The organism is Streptomyces sp. NPDC043176 (assembly GCF_056436715.1).
Genome location: NZ_JBWKCA010000020.1, coordinates 1 through 13,885 on the forward strand (window position 1 = coordinate 1; position 13,885 = coordinate 13,885).

General features: G+C 72.3%; 12 protein-coding genes. 7 read left to right on the top strand and 5 right to left on the bottom strand.

All coding sequences use genetic code 11. The annotated features are described in order from the left end of the window. Nucleotides 1–129: 129 nt before the first annotated feature. Nucleotides 130–1,575: an argininosuccinate synthase gene (gene argG / locus AC067A_RS27750; RefSeq protein WP_479245218.1), complete on the bottom strand. Its 1,446-nt coding sequence runs from the start codon at nucleotides 1,573–1,575 to the stop codon at nucleotides 130–132. A 298-nt stretch (nucleotides 1,576–1,873) separates the two neighbouring features. On the opposite strand from argG, the gene AC067A_RS27755 reads away from it, so the two are divergent. Continuing rightward, nucleotides 1,874–3,469 carry an FAD-dependent monooxygenase gene (locus tag AC067A_RS27755; protein WP_479245219.1) on the top strand — a complete coding sequence of 532 codons (1,596 nt, stop codon included), beginning with the start codon at nucleotides 1,874–1,876 and terminating at the stop codon, nucleotides 3,467–3,469. 236 nt (nucleotides 3,470–3,705) lie between these two features. On the opposite strand, the gene AC067A_RS27760 is transcribed toward AC067A_RS27755, so the two are convergent. From AC067A_RS27760 to AC067A_RS27770, 3 genes are all read right to left on the bottom strand, one after another. Further along, nucleotides 3,706–4,182 carry a hypothetical protein gene (locus tag AC067A_RS27760; protein WP_479245220.1) on the bottom strand — a complete coding sequence of 159 codons (477 nt, stop codon included), beginning with the start codon at nucleotides 4,180–4,182 and terminating at the stop codon, nucleotides 3,706–3,708. A gap of 147 nt (nucleotides 4,183–4,329) precedes the next feature. Continuing rightward, nucleotides 4,330–5,076 (bottom strand): DUF2071 domain-containing protein, encoded by a 747-nt coding sequence (locus tag AC067A_RS27765; RefSeq protein ID WP_479245221.1) that lies wholly within the window; start codon nucleotides 5,074–5,076, stop codon nucleotides 4,330–4,332. Beyond that, nucleotides 5,073–5,405: a metalloregulator ArsR/SmtB family transcription factor gene (locus tag AC067A_RS27770; protein ID WP_479245222.1), complete on the bottom strand. Its 333-nt coding sequence runs from the start codon at nucleotides 5,403–5,405 to the stop codon at nucleotides 5,073–5,075. Before AC067A_RS27770 ends, AC067A_RS27765 begins: the two co-directional genes overlap by 4 nt. A gap of 214 nt (nucleotides 5,406–5,619) precedes the next feature. Between AC067A_RS27770 and argC the strand changes: the two genes are divergently transcribed. From argC to AC067A_RS27795, 5 genes are read left to right on the top strand one after another with little or no spacing between them, the layout of a single operon-like run. Then, nucleotides 5,620–6,648, top strand: a complete 1,029-nt coding sequence (gene argC / locus AC067A_RS27775) for an N-acetyl-gamma-glutamyl-phosphate reductase (protein WP_479245223.1) — start codon at nucleotides 5,620–5,622, stop codon at nucleotides 6,646–6,648. Further along, nucleotides 6,645–7,811 carry a bifunctional glutamate N-acetyltransferase/amino-acid acetyltransferase ArgJ gene (argJ, locus tag AC067A_RS27780; RefSeq protein ID WP_479245224.1) on the top strand — a complete coding sequence of 389 codons (1,167 nt, stop codon included), beginning with the start codon at nucleotides 6,645–6,647 and terminating at the stop codon, nucleotides 7,809–7,811. Before argC ends, argJ begins: the two co-directional genes overlap by 4 nt. Next, entirely contained in the window at nucleotides 7,808–8,713 is a 906-nt protein-coding gene (gene argB / locus AC067A_RS27785) for an acetylglutamate kinase (protein WP_479245225.1), read from the top strand. Before argJ ends, argB begins: the two co-directional genes overlap by 4 nt. Beyond that, the gene (locus tag AC067A_RS27790) at nucleotides 8,710–9,909 is read left to right on the top strand and encodes an acetylornithine transaminase (protein ID WP_479245226.1); all 1,200 of its coding nucleotides are present in this window, start codon (nucleotides 8,710–8,712) and stop codon (nucleotides 9,907–9,909) included. The genes argB and AC067A_RS27790 overlap by 4 nt, the downstream gene beginning before the upstream one ends. Before the next feature lie 7 nt (nucleotides 9,910–9,916). Next, nucleotides 9,917–10,447, top strand: coding sequence for an arginine repressor (locus AC067A_RS27795; protein WP_033206443.1), 531 nt, complete (start codon nucleotides 9,917–9,919; stop codon nucleotides 10,445–10,447). 169 nt (nucleotides 10,448–10,616) lie between these two features. On the opposite strand, the gene AC067A_RS27800 is transcribed toward AC067A_RS27795, so the two are convergent. Next, nucleotides 10,617–11,885, bottom strand: coding sequence for a hypothetical protein (locus AC067A_RS27800; RefSeq protein ID WP_479245227.1), 1,269 nt, complete (start codon nucleotides 11,883–11,885; stop codon nucleotides 10,617–10,619). 411 nt (nucleotides 11,886–12,296) lie between these two features. Between AC067A_RS27800 and argH the strand changes: the two genes are divergently transcribed. Then, nucleotides 12,297–13,727, top strand: a complete 1,431-nt coding sequence (argH, locus tag AC067A_RS27805) for an argininosuccinate lyase (RefSeq protein ID WP_479245228.1) — start codon at nucleotides 12,297–12,299, stop codon at nucleotides 13,725–13,727. Nucleotides 13,728–13,885 lie beyond the last annotated feature (158 nt).

Consider the following 13,885-nt stretch of genomic DNA (forward strand, 5'->3'; position numbering starts at 1 on the left):
CGCCCCTCCCCCCGGGGGCACCGCTGGGGGCCCCGCCCGTCCTTTTGCGCCCTCTGCGGCGCCCCCCGGGCGGGGGCGGGCCCGCCCCCTGGGGCGGCGCCCCGGCCCCTTCGGGTGTCGGTGTGGCGGTCAGTCCGTGCCGAACTCCATCGCGGCGCGGTCCAGCATCTCATCGTCGTCGGAGACGTCGCCGCGGGAGGCGATGGCCTCGGCGCCGCCCTCGGGCATGGTGCCGATGAGGCCGGTGGCGGCCGCCTGGGCGGCACCGATGGAGGGGCTGCCGGCGCCGATGAGGCCGAGGCCGGCGTACTGCTCCAGCTTGGCGCGGGAGTCGGCGATGTCGAGGTTGCGCATGGTGAGCTGGCCGATCCGGTCCACCGGGCCGAAGGCCGAGTCCTCGGTGCGCTCCATGGACAGCTTGTCCGGGTGGTAGCTGAACGCCGGGCCCGTGGTGTCGAGGATCGAGTAGTCCTCACCGCGCCGCAGCCGCAGCGTCACCTCGCCGGTGACGGCCGCGCCGACCCAGCGCTGGAGCGACTCGCGGATCATGAGGGCCTGCGGGTCCAGCCAGCGGCCCTCGTACATGAGGCGGCCCAGACGCCGGCCCTCGTTGTGGTACTGGGCGAGGGTGTCCTCGTTGTGGATGGCGTTGACCAGGCGCTCGTACGCGGCGTGCAGCAGCGCCATGCCGGGGGCCTCGTAGATGCCGCGGCTCTTGGCCTCGATGATCCGGTTCTCGATCTGGTCCGACATGCCCATGCCGTGGCGGCCGCCGATGGCGTTCGCCTCCATGACCAGGTCGACGGGGGAGGCGAACTCCTTGCCGTTGACGGTGACCGGGCGGCCCTGCTCGAAGCCGATCGTGACGTCCTCGGTGGCGATCTCGACCGAGGGGTCCCAGAACTTCACGCCCATGATCGGGTCGACGGTCTCGACGCCCGTGTCGAGGTGCTCCAGGGTCTTGGCCTCGTGGGTGGCGCCCCAGATGTTGGCGTCGGTGGAGTACGCCTTCTCCGTGCTGTCGCGGTACGGCAGCTCGTGGGCGAGCAGCCACTCCGACATCTCCTTGCGGCCGCCGAGCTCGGTCACGAAGTCGGCGTCGAGCCAGGGCTTGTAGATCCGCAGGTGCGGGTTGGCGAGCAGGCCGTAGCGGTAGAACCGCTCGATGTCGTTGCCCTTGAAGGTCGAGCCGTCGCCCCAGATCTGGACGTTGTCCTCGAGCATCGCCCGCACCAGGAGGGTGCCGGTGACGGCGCGGCCGAGGGGCGTGGTGTTGAAGTAGGCGCGGCCGCCGGAGCGGATGTGGAACGCCCCGCAGGTGAGTGCGGCAAGGCCCTCCTCGACCAGCGCCGCGCGGCAGTCGACCAGGCGCGCGATCTCGGCGCCGTAGGTCTTGGCGCGGCCGGGCACCGACGCGATGTCGGGCTCGTCGTACTGGCCGATGTCGGCGGTGTAGGTGCACGGGATGGCGCCCTTGTCGCGCATCCAAGCGACCGCGACCGAGGTGTCGAGGCCGCCGGAGAAGGCGATGCCGACGCGCTCGCCGGCGGGCAGGGAGGTGAGGACCTTGGACATAGGAAGAGTATGCATCATTCTGCATGGTCATGCAACGCCGGGTGTGGAACACCCCGGGGCGACAGCCCGCGCGGACCTCGCCGACAAAAAGAAAAGGCAAGGAGTTCCGCACCCCTTGCCACTCTCAAGGTATAGCGCACAGGGGGTCTTGCGGCAAGGCCCCCGTGATACCTCAGAATGAACGACCAAGCCCAGGACCTGCGGAAACGCAAGACGGTGCCCTTGTGCCGGACGTGTTGCGCGGCTGTCCCGGTGCCTTTCCGGCCTTCTTCTCGAACGGGGTTTTCCAGTGATCGACATGATCGACGTGATCGTGGTGGGCGGCGGACCGACCGGCCTCATGCTGGCTTCCGAGCTGCGGCTCGCGGGAGTCGGCGTGGTCGTCCTCGAGAAGCTGACCGAGCCCACCGCACAGTCCCGCGGGCAGGGCTTGCACGCGCGCAGCGTCGAGCTGATGGACCAGCGCGGCCTGCTCGACCGGTTCCTCGCGGTCAGCGAGAAGTTCCGGGTCGGCGGCCTCTTCGGCGGCATCGCCAAGCCGTGGCCGGACCGGCTGGACACGGCCCACGCGTACGGCCTCGCCACCCCGCAGCCGGTCACCGAGCGACTGCTGAACGAGCACGCCCTGGAAGTCGGCGTCGAGATCCGGCGAGGCCGGGAGGTGGTCGGACTGAGCCAGGACGGGGACGGGGTGACCGTCGAGCTCGCGGACGGCACGTCCCTGCGCTCGCGCTACCTGGTGGGGTGCGACGGAGGCCGCAGCGCGGTGCGCAAGCTGATCGGCGTCGCGTTCCCGGGCGAGCCCGCCAAGGTCGAGACGCTCCTCGGCGAGATGGAGCTGACGGCCGACGCGGAGACCGTCGCCGCCGTCGTCGAGGAGGTTCGCAAGACCCAGCTCCGGTTCGGCGTCGTCCCCATCGGCGACGGGGTGCACCGTGTGGTCGCGCCCGCCGACGGCGTCTCCGGGGACCGTACGGCCGCGCCGACCCTGGAGGAGTTCAAGGAGCGGCTGCGGGCCGTCGCGGGCACCGACTTCGGCGCCCACTCGCCGCGCTGGCTCTCCCGGTTCGGTGACGCCACCCGGCAGGCCGAGCGCTACCGCGTCGGCCGGGTGCTCCTCGCCGGCGACGCGGCGCACATCCACCCGCCGACCGGAGGCCAGGGCCTCAACCTCGGCGTCCAGGACGCGTTCAACCTCGGCTGGAAGCTGGCCGCGACCGTCAACGGCTGGGCGCCCGAGGACCTCCTCGACACCTACCACGCCGAACGCCACCCCGTGGGCGCCGCCGTCCTGGCCAACACCCGGGCGCAGATCACCCTCCTCGGGACCGACCCCGGTGCGACCGCGCTGCGCGAGCTCTTCTCCAGGCTGATGGACTTCGACGAGGTGAACCGCTACGTCACCGGCCTCATCACCGCCGTCGACGTCCGCTACGACCTCGGCGAGGGCCCCGAACTCCTCGGCCGCCGCCTCCGCGACCTGAAGCTGAAGGACGGCCGCCTCTACGAGCTGCTGCGCAGCGGCCGGGGCCTCCTCCTCGACCCCACCGGCCTGCTCTCGACGGAAGGCTGGACGGACCGCGTCGACCACCTCGTCGGCCCCGCCGAGGAGATCGGCCCCGCCGAGGAGACCGGCCCCGGCACGGACGCGGGCGACGCCGCTGAGGAGATCCGCCCCGGCACGGACGCGGACGACACCGAGGGGATCGGCACCGGCACGGACGCGGGCGACGCCGGGAATGCCGCGGCCGGCCGCGGGCCCGCCGGCACCGGAGACGCGTTCGGCACCTCCGCCCTGCTCCTGCGCCCCGATGGTCATGTGGCCTGGATCGGCGAGGACCAGCAGGACCTCGTCCGGCACCTGAACCGTTGGTTCGGCCGGGCCGCGGCCTGAGGTGCGCGCTCGCGCCCGGGGTGCCTCACGCGCTCCGGGCGCGGGCCGGGGCCGCGCCGTTCGATCGGCGGGGCGGCGGGAGGGGAGTGGCCAGGGGGGTGCTACGGCGCCCAGGACGCGGCCTCTTCCGCTCACGGGTGCGGCGAAGTCACGTGCTGACCCTTCTCGGAGGCTCGGCGGCGCCCTCTCTCGGAGGCTCGGCGGCGCCCTCGCGTGGTGCGCGTGAGGACGTGTCCTCAGTCGCGGCCGAAGAGCCGGCGCTGGGGAGCGGCCGGAGGTTCCTGCGGTGCGGGCCGGTAGGCCTCCTCGTACACCTGCGCGGCGACGGTGATGCGGCACAGCCCCTGGGCGTCGTTCTCGCCCCGCACCTCCACGAGCCACGAGCCGTCGGGGACGTGGTAGGCCTTGCGGCCTGCCCGTGCGCCGTACGACAGGTCCACTTCCGGGGGCACGTATTCCCTCGCCATCTGCTCCGCCAACGCCTCGGCCGCGCTGCGGCTGTCGGCCCTGCGCGTGGTGGCCAAGTGCCAGGTGTGATCGTCATGGCCCTCCCGGCGGGAGACCTTCCCGGCCTCGACGAGGACGACCCGGCTGACGTCCTCCGGTACCGCGTCGTTGATTATGCCCACACCCTGAGCAGGCGTGGTCACGTGCGCCGCTGACCCCCACTGTGCGGCCTGGCCGAGGGCCTGGGCGGCGAGAAGGATCTCCACATGACCTCGCCGTACCCGCTTGGCGCGTCACGACCCAGCGACGCGGCGTTACGGGGCCAAAACCCGTCAACAGTTCTCCTCGCCCGCCGGCCGTTCCCCTCGTCCGCCGACCGGCGCTCTCGGTCGCCCCGTGTGTGACTGAGCGCTTCAGTTGGCGAGTCGAGCACCTTGCTCGGAAGCCATGGTCGGCAGTGGTCGCCAACTGGCGGGGACGCCGCGCATGACCAGAGCGCAGTCCAGGGTCGCACTCCCGGATGGGAAGCGGTCCGGGTCGTCGAAGAAGGACGACGCGGCGGAGCGAACCCGGCCGGCTTCCACCTGCCAGACGTCGGTCCGCAGTTCCATACCGTCCAGGTGACGGCCGGAGCTGGTGGCCGAGAAGCCCTTTGCCCCGTCCCGGAAGAAGCAGGAAGCCTCGGCGAGATCGGCGAAGAGCTCGCTGCCTCGCAGCTCGTCGGATAGCTCGACCGTGACATCCACTCGGATATCGCCATCCCGTGTCGCCAGTGCGACGCGCGTCTGACCGGGCGTCTCGTGCACCTCAAAGTCGGCGCGGCCGTGTTCACCGGGGAAGATGCGGCCTCCGGCCCATACGTTGAGCCGCGAGGCGGTGTCGCGCCGTGGAATGTAGACGCCGGTCTCGACGCCGTCCGGTCCGTCCCATTCGACAGCGATCCGATGCGCCGCGTTCTCGCTCCGCAGCCCGAACACCTTGGGCGCCCAGGCGGGCCGGACACTTCCCAGGCGCAGCAGACAGATGCCCGCGACCGCGTAGCCGTGTACCAGTTGCGGGCGCAGTGGCCCGGGGAGCAGGCGTGCCGCGGCCTCCGGGGCGACCCGATAGTTCACCAGTAGCCGTCGTTCAACGACGCTGGACAGTCGCGGCTGCCTCATGACCCCTCGCTCTGTGCCCTGGGGCGCCATTTGGTGTGGCGAAGCACGATCTGCTCGGGGCAGACTGCGCTGAGGAACCGGCCGATGCAGGTGGCCAGGCGGTCCTCGGCCAGCGCGTAGAAGATCCGGTTGCCTTCCCGTCGCTCGGTGACCAGTCCGGCTCCCTTGAGCACGCCGAGATGCCGTGAGATCGAGGGCGCACTGATGGCGAACCTGGCAGCGATCTCGCCGGCCGCAAGCTCACCGCCTCTGAGGTCCTCAAGGATCTGGCGCCTCGTCGGATCGGCGAGAGCACGGAAGGCTCCCGCCTCATCCTGAGCTTCTGTCATGCCCAATATTTAGCACCTTGGCTAAATACCTAACAAGGGGTCACGCGACCTCCGTCGGCAGTTGCGGCTGACCGCTTCGGCTCAGCCCGCCAACTGGACCGCTCACTCGCCAGCTGAAGCACTCAGTCACACCGTGGCCGGAGGGTTGGCCGGATAGTCGTTGCATAAAACTGCGGGTGCACGTATAGTCATGCCATCCATGAGGAGGGTTTCGATGACGGTACGAGTAGCAGTGGCGGGCGCGAGCGGATACGCGGGCGGAGAGCTCCTGCGCCTGCTCCTGGGGCACCCGCACGTCGAGATCGGGAACCTGACCGGCCACTCGAACGCCGGCCAGCGGCTCGGAGGCCTCCAGCCCCACCTGCTGCCGCTCGCGGACCGCGTGCTCGTGCCGACCACGGCCGAGGAGCTCGCCGGACACGACGTCGTCTTCCTCGCCCTGCCGCACGGGCAGTCCGCGGCGGTCGCCGAGCAGCTCGGGCCGGACGTCCTCGTCGTCGACATGGGAGCCGACTTCCGGCTCGTGAACCCCGCCGACTGGGAGACGTACTACGGCTCCCCGCACGCCGGGACCTGGCCCTACGGCCTCCCCGAACTGCCGGGTGCCCGCCCCGCGCTGGAGGGGTCCAAGCGCATCGCGGTCCCCGGTTGCTACCCCACCGCCGTCTCGCTCGCGCTCTTCCCGGCGTACGCGAACGGCCTCGCCGAGCCGGAGGCCGTGATCGTCGCCGCCTCCGGCACCTCCGGGGCGGGCAAGGCCGTCAAGCCGCACCTGCTCGGCAGCGAGGTCATGGGGAACATGTCCCCGTACGGCGTGGGCGGCGGCCACCGCCACACCCCCGAGATGATCCAGAACCTGAGCGGGCCGGCGGGGGAGCGGGTCACGGTCTCCTTCACGCCGACCCTGGCCCCGATGCCCCGCGGCATCCTCGCCACCTGCACCGCCGCCGCGAAGCCGGGCGTCACCGCCGAGGCCGTGCGGACGGCGTACGAGAAGGCCTTCGCGGACGAGCCCTTCGTCCATCTGCTCCCCGAGGGGCAGTGGCCGGCCACGGCGTCCGTCTACGGTTCCAACGCCGTTCAGGTGCAGGTCGCGTACGACGCGGCCGCGAACCGGATCATCGCCATCAGCGCCATCGACAACCTCACCAAGGGCACCGCCGGCGGCGCGGTGCAGAGCATGAACATCGCCCTCGGCCTGCCCGAGGCCACCGGACTTTCCACGATTGGAGTCGCTCCGTGAGCGTCACCGCAGCGAAGGGATTCACGGCGGCGGGCATCGCCGCCGGGATCAAGTCGAACGGCAACCCGGACCTGGCCCTCGTGGTCAACACCGGACCCCGCCGCGCCGCCGCGGGAGTCTTCACCTCCAACCGCGTCAAGGCCGCCCCCGTCCTCTGGTCCCAGCAGGTCCTCGCCGACGGCGAACTGACCGCGGTCGTCCTCAACTCCGGCGGCGCCAACGCCTGTACGGGCCCCCAGGGCTTCCAGGACACCCACGCCACCGCCGAGAAGGCGGCCGAGGTCCTGACCAAGCAGGGCACGGACGTCGGCGCGGGCGAGATCGCCGTCGCCTCCACCGGTCTCATCGGCGTCCTGCTTCCCATGGACAAGCTGCTCCCCGGTGTCGAGAAGGCCGCGGCCGAACTCTCCGAGCACGGCGGCGAGAAGGCCGCCATCGCCATCAAGACCACGGACACCGTCCACAAGACGGCCGTCGTGACGAAGGACGGCTGGACGGTCGGCGGCATGGCCAAGGGAGCCGGCATGCTAGCCCCCGGTCTCGCCACCATGCTCGTCGTCCTCACCACCGACGCCGACGTCGACGCGGCCGGCCTGGACGGCGCCCTGCGGGGCGCCACCCGCGTCACCTTCGACCGGGTCGACTCCGACGGCTGCATGTCCACCAACGACACCGTCCTGCTCCTGGCCTCCGGCGCCTCCGGCACCACCCCCGCGCAGGACGAGTTCACCGAGGCCGTACGGGCTGTCTGCGACGACCTCGCCCGCCAGCTCATCGGCGACGCCGAGGGCGCCAGCAAGGACATCCGCATCGAGGTGATCAACGCCGCGACCGAGGACGACGCCGTCGAGGTGGGCCGGTCCATCGCCCGGAACAACCTCCTCAAGTGCGCCATCCACGGCGAGGACCCCAACTGGGGCCGGGTGCTCTCCGCCATCGGCACGACGGCCGCCGCCTTCGAGCCCGACAGCCTCAACGTCGCCATCAACGGCGTCTGGGTCTGCAGGAACGGCTCCGTCGGCGAGGACCGCGACCTCGTCGACATGCGCTTCCGGGAGGTCACCATCACCGCCGACCTGGCCGCCGGCACCGAGTCCGCCGTGATCTGGGCGAACGACCTGACAGCCGACTACGTCCACGAGAACAGCGCGTACTCGTCATGAGCAACACCGCGCGGAAGCACACCGCCCTCCCCAAGGCCCAGATCCTCATCGAGGCCCTCCCCTGGCTGACCCGCCACCACGGCAAGACCGTCGTCATCAAGTTCGGCGGCAACGCCATGATCGACGACGACCTCAAGGCCGCCTTCGCCCAGGACGTCGTGTTCCTGCGCCACGCCGGCCTCAAGCCGGTCGTGGTGCACGGCGGCGGCCCCCAGATCAGCGCCGCCCTCGACCGGCACGGCATCGTCAGCGAGTTCAAGGCGGGCCTGCGGGTCACCACCGAGGACGCCATGGACGTCGTACGGATGGTCCTCGCCGGCCAGGTCCAGCGCGAGCTCGTCGGGCTGCTCAACCAGCACGGCCCGCTCGCCGTCGGTCTCACCGGCGAGGACGCCCACACCATCACCGCCACCAGGCACCAGCCGCTCGTCGACGGCGAACGGATCGACATCGGCCGGGTCGGCGAGATCACCGCCATCGACACCGGCGCCATCCAGGCGCTCCTCGAGGACGGCCGGATCCCGGTCATCTCCTCGATCGCCCGCTCCCAGGACGACGGACATGTCTACAACGTCAATGCTGATACGGCGGCTGCGGCACTCGCTGCGGCGCTGGGCGCCGAGACCCTGATGGTCCTGACCGACGTCGAGGGCCTCTACGAGGACTGGCCCAACAGCGACGAGGTCATCAGCCGGCTCACCGCGAGGCAGCTGGAGAAGCTGCTGCCCGACCTCTCCAGCGGCATGGTCCCCAAGATGGAGGGCTGCCTGCACGCCGTACGGAACGGGGTCACGACGGCCCGGGTGATCGACGGCCGGGTGCAGCACTCGATCCTGCTGGAGATCTTCACCGACGAGGGCATCGGCACGATGGTCGTGCCGGACGATCAGGGGGCGAAATGAGCGGCAACACGGAGCTGACCCAGCGGTGGCAGGGCGCTCTCATGAACAACTACGGCACCCCCCGGCTGCCGCTGGTCCGCGGTGAGGGCGCCAAGGTCTGGGACGCCGACGGCAACGAGTACCTGGACTTCGTCGGCGGCATCGCCGTCAACGCGCTCGGCCACGCCCACCCGGCGGTCGTCGAGGCCGTCACCCGGCAGATCCAGAGCCTCGGCCACGTCTCCAACCTGTTCGTCGCCGAACCGCCCGTCCGGCTCGCCGAGCGGCTCCTGAACCTCTTCGGCCGGCCCGGCAAGGTCTTCTTCTGCAACTCCGGCGCCGAGGCCGTGGAAGGGGCGTTCAAGCTCGGCCGGCTCACCGGCCGGTCCCACATGGTCGCCACGCGGGGCGGCTTCCACGGCCGGACCATGGGGGCGCTCGCGCTCACCGGCCAGCCCGGCAAGCAGACCCCGTTCCTGCCGCTGCCCGGTGACGTCACCCACGTTCCGTACGGTGACGTCGAAGCGCTGCGGGCCGCGGTCACCGAGGACACCGCCCTCGTGATCATCGAGCCGATCCAGGGCGAGAACGGCGTCGTCGTCCCGCCGGCCGGATATCTCAAGGCCGCCCGGGAGATCACCCGCGCCGCCGGCGCCCTCCTCGTCCTCGACGAGGTCCAGACCGGCATCGGCCGCTGCGGCCACTGGTTCGAGTACCAGGCCCACGAGGGCGTCGAGCCGGACGTCGTGACCCTCGCCAAGGGCCTCGGCGGCGGCCTGCCGCTCGGCGCGACCGTGGCCTTCGGCGAGGCCGCGGAGCTCTTCGGGCCCGGCCACCACGGCACCACCTTCGGCGGGAACCCGGTCGCCTGCGCCGCCGGCCTCGCCGTCCTCGACACCCTCGGCGCGGACGCGGCCCTCGACCACGTGAAGGCCGTCGGGGAGCGGTTGCGCCAGGGAATCGAGGGTCTGGCGCACCCGCTGGTCTCCCACGTCCGTGGTGCGGGCCTCCTGCTGGGTATCGTGCTCACCGAGCCCCTCGCACCGCAGGTGCAGCAGGCGGCTCAGGACGCCGGCCTCCTGGTGAACGCGCCCGCCCCCGACGTCGTACGGATCATGCCTCCGCTGGTCCTCACCGATGCCGAGGCGGACGCCTTCCTCCAGGCCCTGCCCGGAGTCCTCGACGTGGCGAACGGGCAAGGACGAAGCGGAGAATGAGACGACGATGACCGACGCGCAGGAGAACGAGCACGGAGGGCCGTCCGTTCCGCAGACGCGCACCGCACGCCACCGCAGGATCGTCGACATCCTCAACCGGCAGCCGGTGCGCTCGCAGAGCCAGCTCGCCAAGCTCCTCGCGGACGACGGGCTGAGCGTCACGCAGGCGACGCTCTCCCGGGACCTCGACGAGCTGGGCGCGGTGAAGATCCGCAACACCGGCGGCGAGCTGATCTACGCGGTGCCCAGCGAGGGCGGCTTCCGCACCCCGCAGGCGCCGCTCGGCGAGTCCGCCAAGGAGGAGCGCATGCGGCGGCTCTCCGGCGAACTGCTGATCTCCGCCGAGGCCTCGGCCAACCTGGTGGTCCTGCGGACCCCGCCGGGGGCGGCCCAGTTCCTCGCGTCGGCCATCGACCAGGCCGAACTGCACGCCATCCTCGGCACGATCGCGGGTGACGACACGCTCCTGCTCATCAGCCGCGACCCCACGGGCGGTCAGGCGCTCGCCGACCACCTGCTGAAGCTGGCGCAGAAGTAACCCGCGCGGTCACCCGCCCGGTACCGCGTGATCGCCGTCGGAACTCCCGGGTTCCGGCGGCGGCGTGCTGTCGGAACCCGGTCGCGGCGGCGGCGTGCTGTCGGAATCCGGCTCGCCGTCGCCGACGAGGGCGAGCTGCGGGCGGTCCCGGCCGCCGCCGGGTCACCCCTCAACGGCCGGTGCCGTGCCGGGGGTCGCGCCCGAAGAGGGAGCGGATGCCCCGCAGGGTCAGGCGCCCGCGCGTACGGGGAACCCGGGCCGGGTCCGTCTCCGGGCGGGGGCCGGTGGCGTCCGGGGTCGCCTCCTCGCGGCGGCGTGGTCCCGGCAGGAGGGCTCCCGTCGGGAAGTGGTCCGCCCACGGGGCCAACGCCCTCGCGGCCTCGCGCACGACCCGCGGGGAGTCGTCGCCGAGCAGCGGGGCGAGCCGCTGGAGCCGGACGGCGTCGAGCACGCGCAGCCCCGCCACGGCGCTCGCCCGCACCCGGGGGTGCGGATGCCCGGTGAGGGTCCAGAGCGACTCCGCGTCCGCGGCGCGGTCGCCGCACTCGGCGAGACCGCGCGGGGCGTCGGAGGGCACCGCGTCGCCCGGGACGCAGGCGGCGCGGTAGAGGGGCAGGGGGTCGGTACCCGCCTGCCGCAGGGTCCAGCGCGCGCAGGCGCGTACGAGCGCGGAGCGGTCGTACAGGAACGGCTCCGCCTCGCCGGCCCGCCCGGTCCGGTGCAGCGCCGTGACGCCCGCCGCGCGCACGCGGCCGAGCCGGGAGGTCAGCAGGGGGCCGAGGACGGTCTCGTCGACCTGGTCGCCGGCCGCGGCGAGCGCCGCGTCCGCGCACAGGTCCTGGACGACCACGTCGTGATCGGCCGCGGCGATCGACGCGAGCCTGGCGGGGGAGAGCAGGCCGCGCTCGACGGCGATCCGGTGCGCGAGCCGCCGTACCGCCCGGTCCCCGTTGTCGAGCAGGGCGGCCGCGTCCGCGGGGGACGCCTCCCGCGCGTGGGCGGTCAGCAGGTCCCGGACGTCGTCCCCGTGCAGCCGGTCGCCGGCGTGGAGGGCCACCGCCGTGAGCAGGCCGAGGCTTCCGGGCGCGAGCCCCGGCAGTTCCGCGCGCAGCACGGCGCGGGCCCGCACACGCACCGGCCCGGCCCAGTCGGCGCACCGGATGACGACCAGGGGGAGCAGCTCGGGGAAGCGGCGTACGTGGGGGAGGGCCGCCTCACGGGTCCGGCCGTCGGGTCCGCAGAGGGCGACGGCGAGTTCGGGGGCGGTGAGCCCCCGGTCCGCGGCGGCGGGGAACCAGTCGTGGACGGCCGGGACGCGGCGGCCCCACCGGAGGCCGGCCCGGACGCTCCGGTCGAGGTCGACCCACGCGTCCGCGTGGGAGCCGCGCAGGACTCGGGCGAGGCGGCCGGTGACGTCGTCGAGGGCGGTGGTCGGCATGGGGTGGAGCGTAGATGCGGGGTGGCGTGGGCTGCCGCCGATTATCGAATGCGCGAGCGCGGGAACCGCGTACGAACGAGTCCGAGGCCGCGTGCGAGGAGCCCCGGGCCGCGTGCGAAGGAGCCCCGGGTCGTGTACGAACGAGTCCCGGGCCGCGTACGAAGGAGCCCCGGGTCGCGTACGAACGAGTCCCGGGCCGCGTATGAGACCAGGCCATGGACCGCGCGCACGAGCCCCCGGAGCGCGTTGACAAAACAATACGGTGGATTGCATAGTTATGCCTACCGGAGGGGCGCGCGATCGCCGTCCGGCGCGACCTGGCGTGACCCGCACGCGTTGAACATGCCGTCTCCCCGTCCCAGGCCCGGGCGGGAGGCGGCGGTCCATCCACTCTCCTGAGGAGCAGCAGCTGTGAGCAGCAACAACGGTGACGTCCGGCTCTGGGGCGGCCGGTTCGCCGACGGCCCCGCCGAGGCCCTCGCGAAGCTGTCCGCGTCGGTCCACTTCGACTGGCGTCTCGCGCCGTACGACATCGCCGGCTCCCGTGCCCACGCGCGCGTGCTGCACAAGGCCGGGCTGCTCACCGAGGACGAGCTGACCCGCATGATCGCCGGTCTCGACCAGCTGGAGGCGGACGTCGCCGACGGCTCCTTCGTCGGCACCATCGCCGACGAGGACGTCCACACCGCACTGGAGCGGGGCCTCCTGGAGCGCCTCGGTCCCGACCTCGGCGGCAAGCTGCGCGCCGGCCGGTCCCGCAACGACCAGGTCGCCACCCTCTTCCGGATGTACCTGCGGGACCACGCCCGGATCATCGGCGGCCTCGTCGCCGAACTCCAGGACGCCCTGGTCGGCCTCGCCGAGGCGCACCCGGACGTCGCCATGCCCGGCCGTACGCACCTCCAGCACGCCCAGCCCGTGCTCTTCGCCCACCACGTCCTGGCCCATGTCCAGTCGCTGTCCCGGGACGCCGAGCGGCTGCGGCAGTGGGACACCCGGACCGCGGTCTCCCCGTACGGCTCCGGCGCCCTCGCCGGCTCCTCGCTCGGGCTCGACCCGGAGGCGGTCGCGAAGGACCTCGGCTTCGAGCGCGGTTCGGCCGGCAACTCGATCGACGGCACGGCCTCCCGGGACTTCGTCGCCGAGTTCGCCTTCATCACCGCGATGATCGGCATCAACCTCTCGCGGATCGCGGAGGAGATCATCATCTGGAACACGAAGGAGTTCTCCTTCGTGACCCTGCACGACGCCTTCTCCACCGGCTCGTCGATCATGCCGCAGAAGAAGAACCCGGACATCGCCGAGCTGGCCCGTGGCAAGTCCGGCCGGCTCATCGGCAACCTGTCGGGCCTCCTGGCCACCCTCAAGGCCCTCCCGCTCGCGTACAACCGCGACCTCCAGGAGGACAAGGAGCCGGTCTTCGACTCCTGCGACCAGCTCGAGGTCCTGCTCCCCGCGTTCACCGGCATGATGGCCACCCTCACGGTCAACCGCGAGCGCATGGAGGAGCTGGCCCCCGCCGGCTTCTCGCTCGCGACGGACATCGCGGAGTGGCTGGTCAAGCAGGGCGTCCCGTTCCGGGTGGCGCACGAGGTCGCCGGCGAGTGCGTCAAGGTCGCCGAGTCCGAGGGCAAGGAGCTCGACGAACTCACGGACGACCAGTTCGCCAAGATCTCGGAGCACCTCACCCCCGAGGTCCGCACGGTCCTGAACGTCCCCGGCGCCCTGGCCTCCCGCGACGGCCGTGGCGGCACCGCCCCGTCCGCCGTCGCCGTCCAGCTCGTCGAGCTCAAGGCCGATCTGGTGATCCAGCACGCCTGGGCCACCGCCAAGCAGAAGTAACCCCGTACCGGGGCCCCGCACGTCGCCGAGCCGCCGCCCCTCCGGGCGGCGGCTCGGCGCGTTCCGGTCCGCGCGACCGCGGCGTCGAGGCACCGAGGCGCCGAGGTGTTCGGCTGTCCCGGTGCCCGGTGCCCGGTGCCCGGTGCCCGGTGCCCGGT